This window comes from Sphingomonas sp. LY29 (assembly GCF_035593985.1).
Taxonomy (GTDB): Bacteria; Pseudomonadota; Alphaproteobacteria; order Sphingomonadales; family Sphingomonadaceae; genus Sphingomicrobium.
Genome location: NZ_CP141587.1, coordinates 1157036 through 1177294, shown reverse-complemented (window position 1 = coordinate 1177294; position 20259 = coordinate 1157036). Strand labels below are relative to the sequence as shown.

The window sequence follows — 20259 nt, the reverse complement described above, 5'->3', positions numbered from 1 at the left end:
CGGCGCAAGCGCTAGGACGCTGGCGCGCCCAATACCGCGTTGCCCACGAACGGATTGCTCGCCCTCTCGCGGGCGAAGGTCGAGGTCGGGCCGTGGCCGGGAATGAAGTGGGTGTCGTCGCCCATCGGCCAGAGCTTCTGCACGACCGAATCGAGCAGCGCCTGATGGTCGCCGCGCGGGAAGTCGGTGCGGCCGATCGATCCGGCGAACAGCACGTCGCCGACCAGCGCGAGCTTCGAAGCCGGGTTGTGGAAGACGACGTGGCCGGGCGTATGGCCCGGCGTGTGGGCGACGTCGAAGGTCAGCTTGCCCACGGTGACCTGGTCGCCATCCTCCAGCCAGCGATCGGGCTCGAACGGCTTGCCGACGACGCCGTAGGCGGCGCCATCCTCGTCGAGCCGGGCGATCCAGAAGCGGTCTTCCTCTTGCGGCCCCTCGATTGGCACGCCAAGCTGCTCGGCGAGGATTCCCGCCGAGCCACAATGGTCGATATGGCCGTGGGTGATCAGGATCTTCTCGATCGTGACCCCAACCTGCGTAGCGGCCGCGGTCAGCTTGTCGATGTCCCCGCCGGGATCGACGAACGCGCCGCGCATCGTCTCGGTGCACCAGATCAGGCTGCAATTCTGCTGCAGCGGGGTCACCGGGATGATCGCGGCGCGGAGCGGGGGGATGGGGGCGTCGGTCATTTCTTGAGCAGGGTCTGGTCCCAGAACATGAGGGTGTTCCAGAACAGATAGTCCTGGTTTTCCTTCTTGGCGAACCCGTGGCCTTCATTTTCGCCGACGAGGTACCAGGCAGTGCCGCCCTGCTTGCGGACCGCGGCGACAATCTGGTCGGCCTCGGTCTTCGGCACGCGCGGGTCGTTGGCGCCCTGCACCACGAATAGCGGCGCCTTGATCTCCGAGATGCGGCGGAGCGGCGAGATGTCCATCAGCTTGGCACGCTGCGCGGGATCGCGCTCGTCGCCATATTCGACCCGGCGAAGGTCGCGGCGATAGCTTTGCGTGTTCTCAAGGAAGGTCACGAAGTTGCTGATCGCGACGTTGCACAAGGCGCCCTTGAAAGTGTCGGCATAGGCGATGGCCGAGGCGTAGCACATGTAGCCGCCGTAGCTGCCGCCAGTGACCGCGAACCGGCCGGCGTCGAGCGCGGGGTCGGCCTTCAGCCGGGTGAGGTAGGCGCCAATGTCCTTGACCGAATCCTCGCGCTTGAACGGGCCGTTGTCGAGGCTGACGAAGCGCTTGCCATAGCCGGTCGAGCCGCGCACGTTCGGATAGAAGATCGCGATCCCCTGCTCGTTAAGCAGGTAATTGTTGCGGCCTTGGAACCCGGGACGGGACTGGCCTTCGGGGCCGCCGTGGATGTTGACGATCAGCGGACGCTTGCCCGGGAATTTGCGCGGGTCGGGGCGGTAGAGGAAGCCCGACACGGTTTCGCCGTCGAAGCTCTTCACCTCGACCAGTTGCGGCTCGACATTGACGTTGGGGTCGAGTCCGCCGGTTTCGCTCTGCGTCCAGCGGGTCAGTTTGAGCGACTGCGGATCGAGCGAATAGGCATCGGTCGGCGACTTGGCCGAGTTGAGCGAAAGACCGAGCGTCCCCCACGGCGCGAATTCCAAGCCGCCGATAGTGCCGGCGGGAATATTCTCGACGCGGCGGATGCGGCCGCTGGCGACGTCCATCAGTGACAGGCGGTCGATGCCCGCTTCGTTGGTGACGAAGGCGATGGTGCGGCCGTCTTCGCTGATGTCGAAGCCGTCGACGTCCCATTTACCGGTCGCCGAGATCGGCGTGAAGCGGCCGGTGGCGAGGTCGAGGCGGCCGAGACGCTGGACGTCACTATTCTCGTCCGAGGTGACCCACAGCGTCCCGTTGGGTGCGAACTGACCGCCGCCGTAGGCGATCGCCTTCGAATGATCGCCGATCGGGGTCATCTTTCCGCTGGCGAGGTCGAGCAGGTACGGATTCGATTTGGTGACCGAAACATATTCGACGACGACCGCGCGGCGGTTGCCAGGCTCGAAGTCGGCGATACCCCAGCCGCCGCCCTTGACCTCGGCGACGCGGCGCTTGGTCTTGGGGTCACGCGGATCCATCACGTAGAGGTCGCTGTCGGTGCCGTTGCGCTCGGTCGAGCTGAACCCGATCAGCTTGCCGTCATGGCTCCAGCCGCTGAGGCCGTTGCGGCTTTTCCCGCCCGCGGTCAGCAGCGTCAGCTTGCCGTCGGTGAGCGTGTAGATCTGGAAGAATTCGTCGCCGCCATTGTCCTTGCTGACGACCAGCGTGTCGCCGGTCGGGGACCAGCTTCCGCCCAGCGGTTCGACTTCGAAGCTGATCTGGCGGCGATCCATGCCTGGACCGGCAACGCGGTGAAGCTGGCTGACGTTGCCGAAACGGGTCGAGATCAGCATCGAGCGGTCGCGCGCATTCCATCCGGCGAACCCGGCCGCGCGCGCTTCCATGTAGGGGCGGCTGGCGGCGGCAAGCGCGTCGGGAACGGCGGGGACGCCGTCGGCGGTCAGCGCGGCGGGCTTGGCGACTTGAGCGAAGGCAGGCGAGGCGGCGACGCCGGCAAACAGCGCGGCAAGGACGAGACGGTTCATTCGACATTCCCCCAGGAGATCAGGCCGCCAGCTTGGCGGCACGTCCCCCGGGCGGCAAGCCGCTTCGTCGAAAATCAGCGAAGTTCGTCGATTGCCGGGGGCACGTCCTTCATCGATGCCGACACCGCTTCGGCCCGCCGCAGCGCGCGAAGAACATTCCCGCCCGCCAGTTTGGCAAGGTTGGCGTCGCTCCATCCGCGGCGAATGAGCTCGGCGAAGATATTGGGATAATCCTCGACACCTTCGAGACCCGTCGGGGTGTAGGGAATGCCGTCATAATCCCCGCCGATGCCAACATGGTCATGGCCGGCAACGCGGGCGACATGTTCAATGTGGTCGGCGACCAGCCGGACGTCGGTGGGAGGGCGGGGGTTGGCCAATTCCCACGCCTTGAGCCCGTCCGCCACTGCGGCCTTGCTGGCGCGGTGGATCTGACCAAGCCGGGCTTCCTCACCGGCGCGGTTGGCCGACCAGGCCCATACGTCCTTCGAAATGAAGCCGGGGACGATCGTCACCATGACGACGCCGTCATTGGCGGGCAGCAGCTGCAATACGTCGTCGGGCACGTTGCGCGGGTGCGGCGAAATGCCCCCCGCCGAGCTGTGCGAAAAGATGACCGGCGCTCGGCTCGCGGCGATCGCCTGGCGCATGACATCGGGCGAGACGTGGCTGAGGTCGACAAGCATGCCGAGCCGGTTCATTTCCTTGACCACCGTCAGTCCAAACGACGAGAGGCCCTTATGCTTCGGCTCGTCGGTCGCGCTGTCGGCCCACTCGGTGGTCTGGTTGTGGGTCAACGTCATGTAGCGCACGCCCAGATCGTGGAAGCGGCGCAACGTGGCCATCGACCCGCCGATCTGGCGCCCGCCCTCCACCCCGAACATCGACGCAATCCGGCCGCGTCGGTGGATGCGGACGATGTCGTCGGCGGTGCGGGCCTGCTCAAGGTCATCGGGATAGGCGGCGATCAGCCGCTTCGCCGCATCGATCTGTTCGATCGTCTGGCGGATCGCCTCGTCGCCGACGACGGTGCCTTGGATATAAACGGACCAGAATTGGCCGCCGACGCGGCCGACGCGAAGCCGCGCCATGTCGGTCATCAGCGGCGGCGTCCGGGAGTCGGTGCCCGCGGCAAGGCCCTCGACCTTTAACCCATAGTCCTCTCTCAGGGCGTAGGGCAGATCGTTGTGCCCGTCGATTAGCGGGGTGCGTTTGAGGATGCGATCGATCCGCGCCTTGGTCCGGGCGTCGATCGTCTGCGCCGTGGCGGGCATGGCGAGCAGGAGGGCGGACAGCAGCAGCAGGTGACGCATCGATATTTCCCCTTGGAATTGAGGCGGGGTTTACGAAGCGTCGCCGGGCAGGGCAATGGCGAGGCCATGTGGATCCTCTTCGACGACGCCAGGGCGAACGGCGCGCCGCCGCGATTGTATCGCGATCCGGTCGAGACGGTCGTCGCGTGGCAGATCGAGGAAGTCGAACCCGCGCTAGAGCGGGTCCGTGCCGGATTGGCGGCGGGGCGACATGCGGCGGGCTATCTCGCTTATGAAGCGGGCTTCGCGTTCGATCCCAAGCTGACCGACCTGTTCCGTCGCGGCGAAGGGCCGTTGCTCTGCTTCGGGCTGTTCGAAGGGTTCGACACGCCCGACCTCGCCGACATCCTGCCATCGCCCGCTGGTGCTTACGCCGGAAACCCGCGACCGCGTACTGCGCAGGCCGACTATGAAACGGGGGTGCGGAAGGTTCGCGAGGCGCTGTTCGCCGGGGACTATTACCAGGCCAATCTGACCTTTCGGTGCGACGTTGCGGTCGCTGGCGATCCGAAGGCGCTCTATGCCCGGTTGCGGCGGTCGTCGCGTGCCGGGTGGGGCGGCGTGCTGATCCACGACGACCGCGCGCTGGTGTCGCTGTCGCCCGAGCAATTCTTCACGCTTCGCGATGGCACGGTCGAAGCGCGGCCGATGAAGGGAACCGCACCGCGCCGTGCCGATCCCGCCGCCGACCGTTCCGAGGCCGAGGAACTTGCCGCCGATGAGAAGCAGCGCGCGGAAAATCTGATGATCGTCGACTTGATGCGCAACGATCTGGCGCGCGTGTCGGAGACGGGCAGCGTCGCGGTGCCCGACCTGTTTGCGGTCGAAACCTATCCGACACTCCACCAGCTGACGAGCCGCATCACCTCGCGGCTCCGCGAGGGGCTCGATGCGATCGACGTGCTGAAAACGATCTTCCCGTGCGGGTCGATCACCGGCGCGCCCAAGATCGCGGCGATGACCGCGCTGCGGATGCTCGAGCCCGATCCGCGCGGGGCCTATACCGGGTCGATGGGCTGGATCGAGCCGAACGGTGCAGGCGGCGCAGGCGATGCGGCCTTCAACGTGCTGATCCGAACCTTCGAATGGCAGACCTCGCGCGATGTCGCGACGATCGGGCTCGGCTCGGGGCTTGTCGTGGACAGCGTGCCGACTAAGGAATGGGACGAGTGCTTGCTCAAGGGGGACTATGTGAGGGCCGAGCGTCAGTCTTTTGACCTGATCGAAACGATGCGGTTCGATCCCAGCAGCGGGATCGTCGAATTGCCGAGGCACCTCGACCGGATGGGAGCATCCGCGAAGGCGCTCGATTTCAAGTTCGACCGCCACGGCGCGCGCAACGAGCTTCAGGCCGCGACCTTCGGGCGCAAGGAGGCCGGCGTGGTGCGGCTCCTGCTGTCGCCGACCGGAGCGATGGCGATCCAGGTCAAACCGCTAGACCGGCCGTTCCGCGAAGCGCGGGTCGCGGTGCGGCCGCTGCCGGTCGACGAAAGCGACTTCCGGCTGGCGCACAAGACCAGCGACCGGCGCTTCTATGATCAGGCGCGAGCCGACGGCGGCGCCGACGAGACGATCTTCGTCGCCCCCGACGGAGCGCTGACCGAGGGCAGCTTCACAAACATCTTCGTCGAGCGCGATGGCCGCCTGCTGACTCCGCCGGCGGCGCGCGCGAGGATGCCCGGAATCCTTCGCTCGACGCTGATCGAGGAAGGGCGCGCGGTCGAAGCCGAACTGACGCAGGCCGACCTCGAGGGGGGCTTCTTCATCGGCAACATGGTGCGAGGGCTGATCCCCGCGAAGCTCGCCTAGGCGGCGATCGGAAAGCGCAGGACTCGGTCGGTGACCGGGACCAGCGCTGACGCACCGGGGCCGACCTTGCGCATGATCTCGGGATGGTGCGCGTCGAGCCCGCCGGTCAGCGAGCCATAAGCGGGCAGGATCAGCTTGGTCGCGGTCGTGACGTAGCACCGCCGCGACACGTGCCGCCCCTTCATGCGCAGGCGAAGCTTGGGGTGATAATGGCCCGACAGTTCGGGGGCGGGGTCGTTGGCGACGGCTTCGTGCCGAAGCACCAGCCCGCGAACCGTCATCTCCTCGACGATCCGGCCGCCGCAATGATCGACGAAGCCCGCGTCGTGATTGCCGGTGATCCACACCCAATCGAGCCGCGCAGTGAGCGAGGTCAGCAACGCGCGCGCATCGTCGGGCAGCCGGTCGCAGCCGAAGCGGTCGTGGAAACTGTCGCCAAGGCAATAGAGGCGCGAAACGCCGCTGCGCTCGATGTCGCGTTCCAGCGCCGACAGGGTCGCGATCGAATCATAGGGCGGCAGCATCTGGCCGAGCCGCGCGAACCAGCTCGCCTTTTCCAGATGCAGGTCGGCGACCAGCAGGGCGTCCTCAGCCGGCCAGTGCAGCGCGCCATCGGGGCTGGCGAGGAATTCGTGACCGGCGAACGAAAAGGGAACCATGAGCGGCGCTGTAACCCGCTTTCGCGCGCTATTCCAACCCCATGACGTGATCGCGAAGCGACCGGGCATCGTGCAGCGCATTGTGCGGCACCGCGCTGTTCGCCGCGGTCGAAAAGCCGGGCATCGGCACGAAGCGGAGCGTGAACTGCGGCGCGTGAAGCATCTGGCCCGGGCCGATCACCCATAGCATCGCGAAGTGCGACAAGTCCTCGGGCCAGTCGGCGATGATGTCGGGCGCCTCGTCATGCGCCAGCCAGTGCGCGAGCGATTCCGCCGCGGCGAGGCGCGACAGGCGCGGCGCCTTCAACGATTCGGGGACCATGTCGAGGTACGGCACGACGTGGCGTTCGACCCAGGGGTCGAGCGGGCCGTCATGCGCGATGGTCGCATAAAACTCTTCGCCGCCGTCTTCGGGCACCAGCGCCAGGCTGAGCAAGGCTCCGCCGAAGCCATTATATTCGGTGTCGAGGAAGTAGCGCACGTAAGACCGTCTGAACGAGCGAGCGGGCCGGGTCCAGTCCGTCCCTCGCGGTGAGACGCGGGACGACGCTGCTCAGTTGATGTCGGAGGCGGGGCGCGGCGGGCAGGGTTCGCCGCGGTCCTGTGCCTTCTTGCACTGACGCTGCCATTCGCGGTCGCGCTTGCCGGCTCTTTCCTCGGCCTTGCGAAGTTCGCGTCCGCGCTTCTCGTCGGCTTCCGACTGGCTGGTGGTCACCGCATCGACGCCCGCCGACGCGGCCTTGACCGGAAGGGTGACGACATCGACCGCGGTGCTGGCGATGGTGCCGACGACGCAGCCCGACAGGGCGATCGGCAGGGCGGACAAGATGAGGATGCGGCGCATGGGGCGATCATGCCTTATGCGTCCACCCTCGTCGAGGCGGATCAGTCGAGCCGCATCGCCTCGGCGGCGAGTGCCTCGGCCTCGATCAGCAACTGGTCCTCTGCAGTCCCCGCCGGTACCGACTCGCGCCCGATCACGACCATCAGCGGCACCGCGAGCGGGGTGACGCGCTCGGCCTGGACATGGACCATCGTCTCGGCGGCCCGATCGACCAGCCGGGCGAGCCGGCCAAGCTCGGTCATCCGCGCCCGCGCATCCTCCCACGCCGCCTTCAGCAGCAGGTGGCCCGGTTCGTACTTGCGAAGCACGTCGTAGATGAGGTCGGTCGAAAAGCTGACCTGCTTGCCGGTTTTGCGCTTGCCCGGATGCTGGCGCTCGACCAGTCCGCCGATCACCGCGACCTCGCGAAAGGCGCGCTTCAGCAGGTGCGATTGTTCGATCCACTCGACGAATTCCTGTTCGAGGATGTCGGGCGAAAAGAGAGGACGCGGGTCGGTGACCGGCTCCAGCCCGTAGCAGGCGATGGCATAGTCGTTGGCGACGAAGCCGAGCGGCTTGAGGCCCGCGCTCTCCATCCGCTTGGTGACGAGCATGCCGAGCGACTGGTGCGCGTTCCACCCTTCGAAACTGTAGGCGCACATGAAGTGGCGACCTTCGTGCGGAAAGGTCTCGACCAACAGCTGGTCGGGCTGCGGCAGGATCGAGCGGCGCTTCTGCACTTCCAGCCATTCGCGCACGTCGTCGGGGAAGCGGTGCCAGTCGCGGTCGTCGGCCAAGTAGCCGCGGACCCGGTCGGCGAGGTGAGTCGACATCGACATGCGCTGCCCGCCGTAGGTGACCAGTCGCGCCTGCTTGGTCGAGGCGCGGACGAGAATGTCGCTGTCCTTCATGCCGACGACCTCAAGGCTGAGGCCCGCGAAGAAGATGTGGTCGCCGATCGTCAGCGTCGAGGCAAAGCCTTCCTCGACACGGCCGAGCATCCGCCCGTTCTTGAATCGGACGTCCATCATCGGATTGTCGACGATCACCCCGGCATTGAGGCGATGCTGTGCGATCACCGCGGGCCGGGTGACGCGCCAGTGGCCGGGCCTGTCTTCGACCAGCCGTTTGAATTTGTCGTAGGCGCGCAGCGCGTAGCCGCCGGTCGCGATATATTCGAGCACCTGGCGCCACGTCTCGTCGGTCAGCCCCGAGTAGGGCGCGGCGGTGCGCACCTCGGCAAGCAGCGCGGCCTCCTCGAACGGTGCCGCGCACGCGACCGAGAGGATATGCTGGGCAAGCACGTCGAGCGTGCCCGGGCGGAAGATCTCGGGGTCGAGCTCCTTTGCGTCGACCGCGTCGAGCGCCGCCCGTGCCTCCAGATATTCGAAGCGGTTCCCGGGCACGACCATTCCGCGCGACGGCTCGTCGAGCCGGTGGTTGGCACGGCCGATGCGCTGGAGCAGGCGCGAGCTTCCCTTCGGCGCGCCCATCTGCACGACGAGGTCGACGTCGCCCCAGTCGATGCCGAGATCGAGGCTGGCCGTGGCGACGAGCGCGCGCAGGCGGCCGTCGCTCATCGCCGCCTCGACCTTGCGCCTGGCCTCGAGGCTTAGGCTGCCGTGGTGGATGCCGATCGGGAGTTGCGCGTCGTTGGCGGTCCACAATTCCTGGAAGATCAGCTCCGCGAGGCTGCGCGTGTTGCAGAAGACGAGCGTCGTCTTGTGCTGTTCGATCAGCTCCATGACCTGCTTCGCCGCATAACGGCCCGAATGGCCCGACCATGGCACGCGGCCGTCGGGGATCAGGATGGTGAGGTCGGGCTCGGCGCCGGGATCGCCCTGGACCATCGCGACGGTGTCGATGTCGCCGTCGGGCGCAAGCCACGCGCGATAGGCGTCGGGATCGGCGATGGTCGCGCTCAGGCCGACGCGGCGCACTTCGGGTCGGATCGCTTGCAGCCGCGACAGCGCGAGCGACAACAGGTCGCCGCGCTTCTCCTTGGCGAAGGCGTGGATTTCATCGACGACGACGGTGTGGAGGCCCGCGAACATCGCCTCGCTGTCAGGATAGCTCAGCAGCAGCGACAGTGATTCTGGCGTGGTCAGCAGGATCTGCGGGGGCTTCACCCGCTGACGCGCCTTGCGATCCGACGGCGTGTCGCCGCTACGCGTTTCGACCCGGATCGGCAGGTCCATCTCGGCGATCGGGCCGAGCAGGTTGCGCTGCACGTCGACCGCGAGCGCCTTGAGCGGCGACACGTAAAGCGTGTGCAGGCCTTCGGTCGGTCGCTCGATCAGGTCAACCAGAGTCGGCAGGAACCCTGCCAGCGTCTTGCCCGCCCCGGTGGCGGCGACGAGCAGCGCGTGGTCGCCCTTCCGCGCGACGTCGAGCATCGCCAACTGGTGCCGGCGCGGCGCCCAGCCGCGCTTATCGAACCAGCCGGCAATGACATCGGGAAGGTCGGTCAGATGTCCTCGTTCCGACGCTCGGCGGCCTTCGCGTCGCGATCTTCGGCCTGATACAGGTCATGCGTCGCGCGTTCGGTGACGTCGCGCGGGGTCTTCGCCTGGCGGTTGCGCAGGATCACCCACACGAATGCCACCAGCAGGATGATCGGGCCGACGATCGTCGCGATGGGCCAAAGGCTGCCTTCTTCCATGTCATTCCTCTCGACTGGGCCGGGAACTTGCCGGCGTCTCATCGGCTATAACCCCGCAATGCCGCGTCCGGGTTCCTGGATCGAGCCTTTTCCCGAAGGCATCTTCGTCAAACCCGCCGGGGCGTGGGTCGATCCGTCACAACCAAAGGACAAGGCGCTGGTGACGCACGGCCATGCCGACCATGCGCGCGGCGGTCATGGCGCGGTGTGGGCGACGCCCGAAACACTGGCGATCATGGACGTCCGCTATGGTCAGCAGTCGGCCAACCCGGTCGCTTATGGCGAGACGGTTCGGCTGGGCGAGGTCGACGTCAGCTTCGTCCCCGCCGGCCATGTGCTGGGATCGGCGCAGATCATCCTCGACTATCAGGGCGAGCGAGTGGTCGTGTCGGGCGACTACAAGCGCCGCCCGGACCCGACCTGCGCACCGTTCGTGGTGACGCCGTGCGACATCTTCATCACCGAGGCGACGTTCGGCCTACCGGTCTTCCGCCATCCCGACACGGGCAGCGAGATCGACCGGCTGCTTCACCGCCTTCGCGCCGAGCCGGAGCGCTGCATCTTGGTCGGCGCCTATGCGCTGGGCAAGGCGCAGCGGGTGATCGCCGAAATCCGCGCGCGGGGACACGACGAGCCGATCTACTACCATGGCGCGATGGAGCGTTTGTGCCGCCTGTACGAGGAGCTTGGCGTTCCGCTCGGCGAGCTTCGGCCCGTTGCGGGCGCGAAGAAGGAAGAGTTGCAGGGGCGGATCATCATCTGCCCGCCGTCGGCGCTTAATGACCGCTGGTCGCGGCGATTGCCCGATCCGGTCACCGCGATGGCATCGGGGTGGATGCGGATCCGTCAACGCGCGCGGCAGAAGAATGTAGAGCTGCCGCTGGTCATTTCCGATCACAGCGACTGGGACGAACTGACCACCACGATCCGCGAGGTCGCGCCGAAGGAAGTGTGGATCACCCACGGCCGCGAGGATGCGCTGATGCACTGGTGCATGACCCACCAGATCAAGTCGCGCGAACTCAATCTGGTTGGCTATGAAGATGAGGAGGAAGAATGAGGACGAGCATCGTCATGCTGTCGCTGAGCCTGGCCGCGTGTGGCGCGACCGAGCAGCCGCAGCCGGTCGAGAATCAGTCCGAAGCGGCCGAGGCTGCGCCGGTGATGCCGAACTCGTCGTCGCAGACCGAGGCCGCAACGCCTGCGTCACATTCGAATACTCCGGCGCGGATGAGCAATTTCGCCAAGCTGGATGCCGCCAACTGCCGCGTCGTCCGTGAGAATCGCGAGGAGGCGGGTTATGTCCTTCGCCGCTGCGGTGGACCCGCAGGCTATGCGCTTGAAGTCAGCGAGAGCGATCTTCGGCAGGGGATTGAGGTCGTCGCGCCGGGCGGGGCGAAGACCGACATCAAGCTCAACGAGCTGGTCGCGAAAGGCGCGTTCAGCACCCTCGGACCGACCGCCGAGTGGCGCGGGGCCGATCCGGCGCGTCCCGAGACGCTGACCTTCCGGCTTGGCGTCGCCGACGGTTCGGCGCCGTCGCGGCCCGACTCAAGCAAGCTGGTCGTGGCGCGGCTTCAGCCAACGCCGTGCATCGTCGCGGTGATCGAGCCCGGCCCGGCTCAGAGCGAGCAAGCGCGAAAAGCGGCCGACGGTAACTTGGCCACTTGTCTGTCCTAGTGCGTTGCCAGCCAGTCCGCCCAAGGGTCGGACGCCGGTTGGCGACGGACAGCGAACAACGCCAGCCCCGCGACCACGCCGCCTAGCAGCACCGCGAAGCCAGTCTTTCTCGATCGATGGGCTTTGTTCATCTCCGGTTCCTCCCGCTTCGCCAAGGTAGCCTGCAAAAAGGTACGGGCGATGAAACCGCAATGTCACTTCGATGACGCGTGGCTCAAGCGGGATGCGTCCATCGGACGCGTTGTCGTTTCGGGGAATCCGCCTAGGCTTGGTCGGCTGGAGAGGAAGATCTGATGGTCGCGAGCATCTGGACGGCGATTGTCCTGGCGGGAAGCCAGCCGGGTGCCGCGAGCAATCCGGCGCCTCTGGTCATCGATCTGATGCCCCCGCCATGTCCGGAAGGGGAGGACGATATCGACGCCGTGGTCTGTGCCAAGCGCATTCCCGACTATCGCATTGACCCGGACATCCTTGCCGGCGAGCGATCGCGCCATGCGCCGCCGATCAGCGAGCGCGGCCGCAAGGAGGCCGCGACTGCCGAGAGCTGTCACAATCTGCCGACGAAATGCCAAGGCTCGGGCGTCATCCCGATCCTGCCCATGGCGATCAAGACGATCCAGGCGGTTACGCAGGCGGTGAAGGGCGAGGATTGGCGCGAGCCATTCCAGACCGGCAACGACGAATATTCGGCCTACCGCCGCGCGATGGCGCTGCGGCGAGCGCGGGAGGCGGAGGCGCCTTTGCCCAAGGCGGACAAAGGCCCCTGATCCGACCGACCTAATGCGCGGCTTCGACCGCTTCGATACCTGACGCTTCAAGCTGCGAGTTGACCGTGCCCATCAGGCGATCGAGCCCGGCCTGATCCCTAGCTTCGGCGCGCGCGACGAGAACGTCCTGCGTGTTCGAAGCGCGGAGCAGCCACCAGCCGTCGTCGGTCTTGACGCGAACGCCGTCGGTCTTGTCGACCGAGGCGCCCTCGGCCGCGAGCCGCTCGGCGACTTCGCCGACGACTGCGAACTTGCGGCTTTCGTCGACCTGGAAGCGAAGCTCGGGGGTCGCGACCGACACCGGCATCTCGCTTTTGAGCTGGGTCAACGACTTGCCGCTCTGGCTGACCGCGCGGATCAGGCGGACCGCGGCGTAAAGCGCGTCGTCGAAGCCGTACCATTCATGCTTGAAGAAGATGTGACCGCTCATCTCGCCTGCGAGCGGTGCACCGGTTTCCTTCATCTTCGACTTGATCAGGCTATGGCCAGTGTTCCACATCAGCGGAGTGCCGCCCATTTCGGCGATGCGGTCGAACAGGGTCTGGCTGGCCTTCACGTCGGCGATGATCGTCGCGCCCGGCAAGTCCTTCAGTACCGGACCGGCGAGTACCATCAGCAACTGGTCGCCCCAGATCACGCGGCCCTCGCCATCGACCGCGCCGATGCGGTCGGCGTCGCCGTCGAAGGCAATGCCGAAGTCCAGCTTCTTGTCGGCGACGAGCTTCTTGAGGTCGGCGAGGTTCGCCTCGACCGTGGGGTCGGGATGGTGGTTGGGGAAGCGGCCGTCGACGTCGGTGTAGAGCGTGAAGTGCTCGCCCGGCAGGCGCTTCACCAGCTTTTCGAGCACCGGACCGCCGGCGCCGTTGCCCGCGTCCCAGCCGATCCGATAGGCATTGCCGTCGAAGCCCTTGACCAGCGCATCGACATAATCGTCGATCACGTCCGTCTCGCTGACCTGGCCCTGGCCTTCGGTCCAGTCGCCTTCCGCGGCGCGGCGGCCGAGGTCTTGGATCTCAGTGCCGAACACCGAGCGGCCGTTCAGCAGCATCTTGAAACCGTTATAGTCGGCCGGATTGTGGCTGCCGGTAACCTGGATGCCACCGTCGACGTCGAGCGTCGCGACCGCGAAATAGAGCATCGGCGAGGGGCCCATGCCGATCTTGACCACGTCGAGCCCGCCTTCGGTCAGGCCTTGGAGCAACGCGGCTTCCATCTCGGGGGAATGGGTGCGGCCGTCGCGGCCGACCGCGATCCGCTTGGCGCCTTCGCCGATCGCCAGCGCGGCATAGCTGCGGCCGAGCGCGCGCGCGTCCTCGGGAAACAGGGTCGATCCGACGATGCCCCGCACGTCATATTCGCGCAGGATGGTACGATTGAACTGGTGCATTGGAATTCCTGTGTAGAAACGGCTCAGCCCGCAGCGGCAGCCTTCGGCGCCTGGCCGATGTCGGCCCGCGCCGGGATGGCCAACCCCGCGATCATCTCGCGTAACTCCTGACGGGCGGCAATATGTCCCACCGCGACTTCGCCAATGTCGGCAAGGTCGAGCAGGGTCAGTCCCTTGGGAAAGAGTTCGCGGTAGATCACGCGTTCGCCGAGGCCCGGAATCACCCGGAAACCGACGCGGCGCGCCAGCTCGTCGAGCGCGGCACCGACGCGGCGAAGGTTGTGCGATTCGATGTGCTGCAGGCGGTTGCGCAGGACGACCCAGTCGACGCTTCGCCCGGTCGCCTTGGCGCGCTGGGTGCGGCTGTTCCAGATCATTTCCGCATAGAAGCTGGGCTTGGTGATCTTGTAATTTTCGGGGTGGACCTGTCCGATGAGGTCGAGGTCGACGAAGCTGTCGTTCATCGGGGTGACCAGCGTGTCGGCCTTTTGGATCGCGGCCCGGGCGATCGGATCGTCGCGGCCGGGCGTGTCGATGACGATCACGTCGGCCTGTTCCGACAGGCGCTCGATCGCGGCCTCGAGCGCTTCCTCGCGCTGATCCTCAAGCACTTCGTAGACTGCGTGCGGAAGCTTCTTGTCGAGCCGACGCATCGTCGCATCGCGGTTTTCGAGATAGCGGGTCATAGTGCGCTGGCGCTGGTCGAGGTCGAGCGCGGCGACGCGGTGGCCCGAGGCGGCGAGCGCAACGGCGGTGTGGACCGCGGTGGTCGACTTGCCCGTGCCGCCCTTTTCGTTGGCGAAGATGATGAAATGCGGCTGGCCCATGGCCATCGACGTGCCCCTTGTTGATCCCCTCGGCCCGCCGTTACAGACGATGCCCCGATGCCAAGCTCTATCGAAGGCCCGAATCGCATGCAAATTGTTCGTGAATTGAGCGATTTGGCCGCCGCGCTGGCGCCATGGCGCGCGAACGGCGAGACGATCGCCCTCGTCCCGACGATGGGGGCGCTCCACGCCGGGCACCTCGCGTTGATCGCCGAAGCGCGGACCAGGGCCGACCGCGTCGCCGCTACGATCTTCGTCAATCCGCTTCAGTTCGCGCCGACCGACGACCTCGATCGCTATCCGCGGCGCGAGGCCGAGGACGCCGCATTGCTGGGGGAGGCTGGATGCGACCTGCTGTGGACCCCGACCGCGACGCAGTTATACCCCGAGGGATTCGAGACCACGGTGCATGTCGCCGGGGTCAGCGAGCGCTGGGACGGCGCGGCGCGGCCGGGTCATTTTGACGGGGTCGCGACGGTGGTCGCCAAGCTGTTCCTGGCGGTGCGACCGACAACAGCGATTTTCGGCGAAAAGGATTTCCAGCAGCTCGCGGTGATCCGCCGGATGGAGCGCGACCTTGGCCTTGGCATCGCCATTCACGGTGTCGAGACGGTCCGCGATGCCGATGGCCTCGCCCTGTCTTCGCGCAACGCCTACCTCAGCGCTGACGAACGGAAGCGGGCGCTTGCGCTGCCGATGGCGCTGGAACAGGCACGGCGCGAGATTTCTGAAGGCGAGCCGGTGAGCGAGGTGCTCGACGCGGCGCGGCAATCGCTCCGCGATGCGGGTTTCGAGCGGATCGACTATGTCGCGCTGGTGGACGCCGCTACGCTCGAACCGGTCAGGACCGCTGAAGGCGAGATGCGACTTCTGGCGGCCGCAGTGATCGGAACGACCCGACTGATCGATAACATTCGTGTCGTTTCGGCAACAGTTTCCAATTAGGGTTTTTGCCGCGTTAACCATTTGAACATGCTTTGAGCCGAATTCTCCGTTCCACAGAGGGAAACAGGGGAATTTGAAATGGCCATCAGTCAGAAGAGCGCGGACTTCCTAATTCGTAGCCGACTAGCCGACGCCGAGCGTGGCGACGTCGAAGCCTATTACGACCTTGGCGTCAGCTACTCGACGGGCCGCGGGGGCGCCCCGGTCGACCTGATCGAAGCGCACAAGTGGTTCAACCTCGCCGCGCTGTCGGGCGACACCCGCGCGCAGGCTTGCCGCGCCGAAATCTCCTACGAGATGACCGCGCGCGAAATCGCCGAAGCGCAGCGCCAGGCGCGCAGCTGGCTGGGCCAGGGCACGCACCAGCGCTACGCCGCGTAAGACTTACTTTACCACCACCGTCACGGCCCGGCGGTTCTGCGCCCAGGCGCTTTCGTCGGACCCTTGCGCGGCCGGGCGTTCCTTGCCCCAGCTGATCACAGTCAGACGGCCTGCTGGCACGCCGCTGGCGATCAGGAAGTCCTTGGCACTGTTGGCGCGCCGCTCGCCCAGCGCGAGATTATATTCGCGGGTGCCGCGTTCGTCGGCATGGCCTTCGATCGACCCGCGCACCGATGGGTTGGCGAGCATCCAGCGCGCCTGAGCCCCCAGCGTCGCACGCGACGCCTGGTCGAGCCCGTACTGATCGGTCCCGAAATAGATGGTGTCGCTGCCCGCCTTGGCGACGAGGTCGGCCTGCATCGCCGGCAGTTCGACGAGATCGACCGAATCGTCGGCCGCGGTCACCGGCGCTCCGGCATTGGGATCGATGGCGCCGCTCGACGCATCGGCCACCGGGGTCTTTCGTCCGCAGCCGCCGATAGTCAGAGCCAGCGCGGTCATGCCGATGAGGATGGTCTTGTTCATGATGTCACTCCTTCAAATGGGTTGCCGGCGGCTCAATCGTTGAGCGGCGACCAGCTGGGATCGGATCCGCCGACGGGGGTCGGCATTCGGCGTGGCTGTCCGCCATTGATGCTGACCGAGTAGAGGGTCGCGTTGCCCGACCCCTGTGCGGTGCGGTGGAACATGACGAACTGGCCGTTGGGGGCCCAGCTCGGCCCCTCGTCCTGCCACGCGTTGGTCAGCAGGCGTTCGCCGCTGCCCGACGAATTCATCACGCCGACACGAAAAGCGCCGCCACCGATCTTGGTGAAGGCGATCAGGTCGCCGCGCGGGCTCCACACCGGGGTGGCGAAGGCGCCGCCGCCGAAGCTGATCCGGCGCTGGCCCGACCCGTCGTCGTTCATGACGTAGATTTGCTGGCTGCCCGATCGGTCGCTTTCGAACGTGATGCGCCGACCGTCGGGCGAGAAGCTGGGCGCGGTGTCGGCGCCCGGGGTCGATGTCAGACGCTGCGGAGTGCCGCCATTAGCGCCTACGACATAAATGTCGGTATTGCCGCCGCTAGCCATCGAAAAGACGATGCGGTTGCCGTCAGGCGAAAAGCGCGGGGCGAAGGTGAAGGCGGTGCCGGGGACGAGCAGGCGGGTCGAGCCGCTGGCCATGTCCATCACGTAGACGCGCGGACGGCGGCCCTGATAGCTCATGTAGACCAGCTTGTCGCCGCGCGGGCTGAAGCGCGGGGTCAGCACGGTCGCCTGCCCGGGCGTCAGGTAGCGATGGTTGGATCCGTCGCTGTCCATGATCGCGATCCGCTTTACGCGCGCATTCTTCGGACCGGTTTCGGCGACATAGACGACGCGCGTATCGAGGAACGGCTGTTCACCCGACAGACGCGAATAGACAAGGTCGGCGCACTTGTGCGCGGCGCGGCGCCAGTCGCCAGCGTTGACCGCGAAGCCCTGCCGCGCAAGCTCGCGGCCCGCGGTCACGTCGAACAGATAGCAGGCGAGCGTCAGCCGACCGCCGGCGCCGCTCTCCACATAGCCGGACACGAGTGCGGAAGCGCCCGCCGCGCGCCACGTCGGATAGGCCGGGGTCGCCGCCTGCGATGCGCCGTAGGTGGCGACGCCGTTGGGTCCGAGCGGCGTGAACAGCCCGGTCGAGCGCAAATCGGCGCTGATCACTTCGGCGATCTGGCGCCCGACGCCGTCGCCGGGACCCGCCTGGCTGGGGAAGGCGGGAATGGCGATGGTGACATTGCCCTTCACGCCGCCGCCGACGATCTCGACCTCGACGGGGGGCGGCTCTTCCTGCGCCAGCGCCGGCATCGGCGCGAGCAGGGTCAGCAGGGCGAACAGGCGGATGCTCATCGGGGCACTCCTCATGGGACTCGGTAGGTCATGTTGATGTTCGCCCACCCGCCGCTGGGCGTATTGTAGAGGTCGGCGGGGAGCCGTAGCGGCGCGCATTGGCGGTAGCTGGCGATCGCCTGGTCGGCGACGAGCTTTTCATACTGCCCGTTCTCGTCGTCGACGCCGCTAGTGCGGACGATGGTCGGGGTGCCCTTGAGGCGGCCGTTGGGAAACAGGCGAAGGTTGAGGACGACGCGGATGCGGTTGGCGCCGGGGCCGAGGTCGCGCTGCTGCTCGGCGCACGGGCGGATCTGCGCGGCGATAGCCGATGCGACGTCGGCCTTCGCAGCGGCGTCGAAGCGCGCGGCCGAGGGGCGAGCTTCGGACCGCGAAGGGCGCGACGGGGCTTCGGAGATGCCCTTGAGGAAGTCATCGCCAAGCCGCGACACGCGGGGTGCAGCCTTGGCGGGCGCAGGCTTTGCAGGCGCCGCCTTGGCCGGAGCCGCCTTCGCCGGCGCCGGCTTTGCAGGGGCGGGCTTGGCGGGCGTCGGGCGAGGCGCGGGCTTCGCGGGGACAGGGCGGGGCGTGGGTTTTGGCGCTGCCTGCTCGGGCGGTCGCGGGGTCGGGATCGGCACCTCGCGCGGCAGGGGCGGGGCGGGGTCGACCGGGGCGGGCGCGGGTGCGACCGGCTCGTCCTCGCCCATTTCGGGCGCTTGCGAAGCAGGAGGCGGCTCGGCGATCGGGGTCGGCGCCGCGGCGGTCAGGCCGACTTCCTCGACCAGTTCGACATCCATCGACGGCGGCTCGGGCGGCGTGTCGACGCTGGCCAGGCTGAGCGACAGGGCGGCGACCAGCGCGACGTGAAACGCCAGCGCCGCCCCGGTCCCGGCAAGCTCTGCCCGGTCGATGGCTATTGGCCCTCTCCCCCGACCGAGACCAGCGCGACGCGGTTGAGGCCGGCGCGGTTGAGTTCGCCCATCACCCGCATCACGCGCCCATAATCCAGCCCGCGGTCGGCGCGCAGGTAGATGCGCCGTCCCTCGGCGGGCGCGGGCTGCGCGGCGATTTCCATCAGCTTGGCAGCCAACGCGGCCTCGGCGACCGGAACGTCGTCGACCGTGATCGCGCCCGTCCCGTCGATTGCGACCTGCACCGGCTCGGCTTGCTGGTCGAGCGCGCCGGCGCGGCTTTCGGGCAGGTCGATCGGCACGCCCGCGACCAGCAGCGGCGCGGTGACCATGAAAATAATCAGCAGCACCAGCATGACGTCGACCAGCGGCGTGACGTTGATCTCCGCCATCGGCGCGCGGCGGCCGCGGCGGCGTCCCGACGAAGGAAGGCTAGCGCCCATCAGTGACCGCCGCCGACTTCGACCTCGAGCTCGCGGCTCAGCGTTGCGTGAAAGCGATCGGCGAAGCGGCCGAGACGCGCTTCGAGCCGGTCGAGGCCATGCGTCAGGCGGTTGTAGGCGATGACCGCAGGAATGGCGGCAAACAGCCCGATCGCGGTGGCGAACAGCGCCTCGGCAATGCCCGGCGCAACGACCGCCAGGCTGGTGTTATTGGCGCCCGCGATCGCGGTGAAGCTGCGCATGATGCCCCACACCGTTCCGAACAGCCCGACGAACGGCGCGACCGATCCGACGGTGGCAAGGATGTTGAGCCGGTCGCCGAGCCGCTCGAGCTCGGCAGCGACGGCGGCGTTCATCCGGCTGGCGAGGCGTTCGCGGGTGCCGGCGCGGTCCACCACCACGCCGCGGGTCGAGCGGCGCCATTCGTCGAGCGCGGCCGACATGACGCTTGCGGTCGGCAGCTTTTCCTCGCCGCGCTTGGCGTGGAAGGCGTCGATATCGCTCGCCGCCCAGAAATCGCGCTCATAGGCCTCGGTCTGGCGATTGATGCGCTTCAGCCGGATGGCGTGGGTGAAGATGATCGCCCACGTCCACACGCTGGCGGCGAGCAAGCCGACCATCACCAGTTTCACGACGATGTCGGCTTGCGCGAAAAGGTGGAGCGGCGACATCAAGTCGGCGGTTGTCTGCAGCGCGGGCATTATTCCCCTTTGGTTTCCAGGCGTTTGAAGATGTCCACCCACTCGGCCGGCTGACGCCGCGGCCGACCCTCCGGGCTCAGCAGCGCGGCGACGACCTCGGCCTCGGCCAAGAGTTCGTTTCCGCGCATGACTCGTTGATGAATGGCGCAGGATGCGGCGCGCACTTGCGTGACCCGGCTGAGGATCAGCAAGTCGTCGTCGAGCTTTGCGGGGCGGCGCCATTTGATCGCCATTTCGCTGACGGCGTAGGTGCCGATGCCGTCCTCGATCGCCGCGCGCTGGTCGATGCCCGCCACGCGCAGCATGTCCGACCGCGCCCGCTCGAAAAAGCGGAGGTAGTTGGCGTGATAGACGATCCCGGCGGTGTCGGTGTCTTCGTAGAAGACGGTCAGGGCGAAGCGGTGCTCCGACCCTACGAACCCGCCGCGATACGGCTTGTCGAAGGGAGATGGCTCCATTGCGGCCCGCCTTAGCGAGCATGAATGGTGCGCCG

23 protein-coding genes are annotated in these 20259 nt (G+C 67.1%); 6 read left to right on the top strand and 17 right to left on the bottom strand.

The window, feature by feature from the left end:
• Positions 1 to 11 precede the first annotated feature (11 nt).
• From SH584_RS05970 to SH584_RS05960, 3 genes are all read right to left on the bottom strand, one after another.
• Positions 12 to 689, bottom strand: a complete 678-nt coding sequence (locus SH584_RS05970; RefSeq protein ID WP_324809333.1) for an MBL fold metallo-hydrolase — start codon at positions 687 to 689, stop codon at positions 12 to 14.
• Complete coding sequence (locus SH584_RS05965) at positions 686 to 2605, bottom strand: S9 family peptidase (RefSeq protein WP_324809332.1); 1920 nt, start codon at positions 2603 to 2605, stop codon at positions 686 to 688. The genes SH584_RS05970 and SH584_RS05965 overlap by 4 nt, the downstream gene beginning before the upstream one ends.
• A gap of 74 nt (positions 2606 to 2679) precedes the next feature.
• Entirely contained in the window at positions 2680 to 3918 is a 1239-nt protein-coding gene (locus SH584_RS05960) for a dipeptidase (RefSeq protein ID WP_324809330.1), read from the bottom strand.
• A gap of 66 nt (positions 3919 to 3984) precedes the next feature.
• Here SH584_RS05960 and pabB point away from each other — a divergent pair, with 66 nt between their 5' ends.
• The gene (gene pabB / locus SH584_RS05955) at positions 3985 to 5727 is read left to right on the top strand and encodes an aminodeoxychorismate synthase component I (protein ID WP_324809328.1); all 1743 of its coding nucleotides are present in this window, start codon (positions 3985 to 3987) and stop codon (positions 5725 to 5727) included.
• On the opposite strand, the gene pdeM is transcribed toward pabB, so the two are convergent.
• The 5 genes from pdeM to SH584_RS05930 all read right to left on the bottom strand — a co-directional run bounded on the left by pdeM (position 5724) and on the right by SH584_RS05930 (position 9871).
• The gene (gene pdeM, locus SH584_RS05950; RefSeq protein WP_324809326.1) at positions 5724 to 6386 is read right to left on the bottom strand and encodes a ligase-associated DNA damage response endonuclease PdeM; all 663 of its coding nucleotides are present in this window, start codon (positions 6384 to 6386) and stop codon (positions 5724 to 5726) included. The genes pabB and pdeM overlap by 4 nt on opposite strands.
• 28 nt (positions 6387 to 6414) lie before the next feature.
• Positions 6415 to 6867: a hypothetical protein gene (locus SH584_RS05945; RefSeq protein WP_324809324.1), complete on the bottom strand. Its 453-nt coding sequence runs from the start codon at positions 6865 to 6867 to the stop codon at positions 6415 to 6417.
• A 72-nt stretch (positions 6868 to 6939) separates the two neighbouring features.
• Positions 6940 to 7230: a hypothetical protein gene (locus SH584_RS05940; RefSeq protein WP_324809322.1), complete on the bottom strand. Its 291-nt coding sequence runs from the start codon at positions 7228 to 7230 to the stop codon at positions 6940 to 6942.
• A 41-nt stretch (positions 7231 to 7271) separates the two neighbouring features.
• Positions 7272 to 9659: a ligase-associated DNA damage response DEXH box helicase gene (locus tag SH584_RS05935; RefSeq protein WP_416385170.1), complete on the bottom strand. Its 2388-nt coding sequence runs from the start codon at positions 9657 to 9659 to the stop codon at positions 7272 to 7274.
• Positions 9660 to 9676: 17 nt separating this feature from the next.
• Positions 9677 to 9871: a hypothetical protein gene (locus SH584_RS05930; protein ID WP_324809320.1), complete on the bottom strand. Its 195-nt coding sequence runs from the start codon at positions 9869 to 9871 to the stop codon at positions 9677 to 9679.
• 58 nt (positions 9872 to 9929) lie between these two features.
• Between SH584_RS05930 and SH584_RS05925 the strand changes: the two genes are divergently transcribed.
• A complete protein-coding gene (locus SH584_RS05925; protein ID WP_322842102.1) occupies positions 9930 to 10931 on the top strand; it encodes a ligase-associated DNA damage response exonuclease in 1002 nt (333 codons plus the stop codon).
• Entirely contained in the window at positions 10928 to 11551 is a 624-nt protein-coding gene (locus tag SH584_RS05920) for a hypothetical protein (RefSeq protein ID WP_324809319.1), read from the top strand. The genes SH584_RS05925 and SH584_RS05920 overlap by 4 nt, the downstream gene beginning before the upstream one ends.
• Here the strand turns inward: SH584_RS05920 and SH584_RS05915 are convergent.
• On the bottom strand, positions 11548 to 11682 hold the full coding sequence (locus SH584_RS05915; protein ID WP_324809318.1) for a hypothetical protein: 135 nt from the start codon (positions 11680 to 11682) through the stop codon (positions 11548 to 11550). The two genes, SH584_RS05920 and SH584_RS05915, sit on opposite strands and share 4 nt — an antisense overlap.
• Before the next feature lie 162 nt (positions 11683 to 11844).
• Between SH584_RS05915 and SH584_RS05910 the strand changes: the two genes are divergently transcribed.
• Positions 11845 to 12318, top strand: a complete 474-nt coding sequence (locus SH584_RS05910) for a hypothetical protein (protein WP_322842104.1) — start codon at positions 11845 to 11847, stop codon at positions 12316 to 12318.
• A 10-nt stretch (positions 12319 to 12328) separates the two neighbouring features.
• On the opposite strand, the gene pgmG is transcribed toward SH584_RS05910, so the two are convergent.
• On the bottom strand, positions 12329 to 13705 hold the full coding sequence (pgmG, locus tag SH584_RS05905) for a phosphoglucomutase/phosphomannomutase PgmG (protein WP_324809316.1): 1377 nt from the start codon (positions 13703 to 13705) through the stop codon (positions 12329 to 12331).
• 23 nt (positions 13706 to 13728) lie between these two features.
• A complete protein-coding gene (locus tag SH584_RS05900; protein ID WP_324809494.1) occupies positions 13729 to 14532 on the bottom strand; it encodes a division plane positioning ATPase MipZ in 804 nt (267 codons plus the stop codon).
• Positions 14533 to 14619: 87 nt separating this feature from the next.
• On the opposite strand from SH584_RS05900, the gene panC reads away from it, so the two are divergent.
• Both panC and SH584_RS05890 read left to right on the top strand, forming a co-directional pair.
• The gene (gene panC / locus SH584_RS05895) at positions 14620 to 15477 is read left to right on the top strand and encodes a pantoate--beta-alanine ligase (protein ID WP_324809314.1); all 858 of its coding nucleotides are present in this window, start codon (positions 14620 to 14622) and stop codon (positions 15475 to 15477) included.
• A 78-nt stretch (positions 15478 to 15555) separates the two neighbouring features.
• Complete coding sequence (locus SH584_RS05890) at positions 15556 to 15858, top strand: SEL1-like repeat protein (RefSeq protein WP_324809312.1); 303 nt, start codon at positions 15556 to 15558, stop codon at positions 15856 to 15858.
• A 3-nt stretch (positions 15859 to 15861) separates the two neighbouring features.
• Here the strand turns inward: SH584_RS05890 and pal are convergent, their stop codons facing one another.
• The 6 genes from pal to SH584_RS05860 form a co-directional block, all read right to left on the bottom strand.
• On the bottom strand, positions 15862 to 16383 hold the full coding sequence (pal, locus tag SH584_RS05885) for a peptidoglycan-associated lipoprotein Pal (protein WP_324809310.1): 522 nt from the start codon (positions 16381 to 16383) through the stop codon (positions 15862 to 15864).
• Positions 16384 to 16415: 32 nt separating this feature from the next.
• Positions 16416 to 17732, bottom strand: coding sequence for a Tol-Pal system beta propeller repeat protein TolB (gene tolB, locus SH584_RS05880; protein WP_324809308.1), 1317 nt, complete (start codon positions 17730 to 17732; stop codon positions 16416 to 16418).
• Positions 17733 to 17743: 11 nt separating this feature from the next.
• On the bottom strand, positions 17744 to 18508 hold the full coding sequence (locus SH584_RS05875) for a cell envelope biogenesis protein TolA (protein WP_324809306.1): 765 nt from the start codon (positions 18506 to 18508) through the stop codon (positions 17744 to 17746).
• A gap of 116 nt (positions 18509 to 18624) precedes the next feature.
• Positions 18625 to 19065, bottom strand: coding sequence for an ExbD/TolR family protein (locus tag SH584_RS05870; RefSeq protein ID WP_324809304.1), 441 nt, complete (start codon positions 19063 to 19065; stop codon positions 18625 to 18627).
• A complete protein-coding gene (gene tolQ / locus SH584_RS05865) occupies positions 19065 to 19766 on the bottom strand; it encodes a protein TolQ (RefSeq protein ID WP_322842112.1) in 702 nt (233 codons plus the stop codon). The genes SH584_RS05870 and tolQ overlap by 1 nt, the downstream gene beginning before the upstream one ends.
• Positions 19766 to 20224, bottom strand: coding sequence for a YbgC/FadM family acyl-CoA thioesterase (locus SH584_RS05860; RefSeq protein ID WP_322842113.1), 459 nt, complete (start codon positions 20222 to 20224; stop codon positions 19766 to 19768). Before SH584_RS05860 ends, tolQ begins: the two co-directional genes overlap by 1 nt.
• Positions 20225 to 20259: the final 35 nt, after the last annotated feature.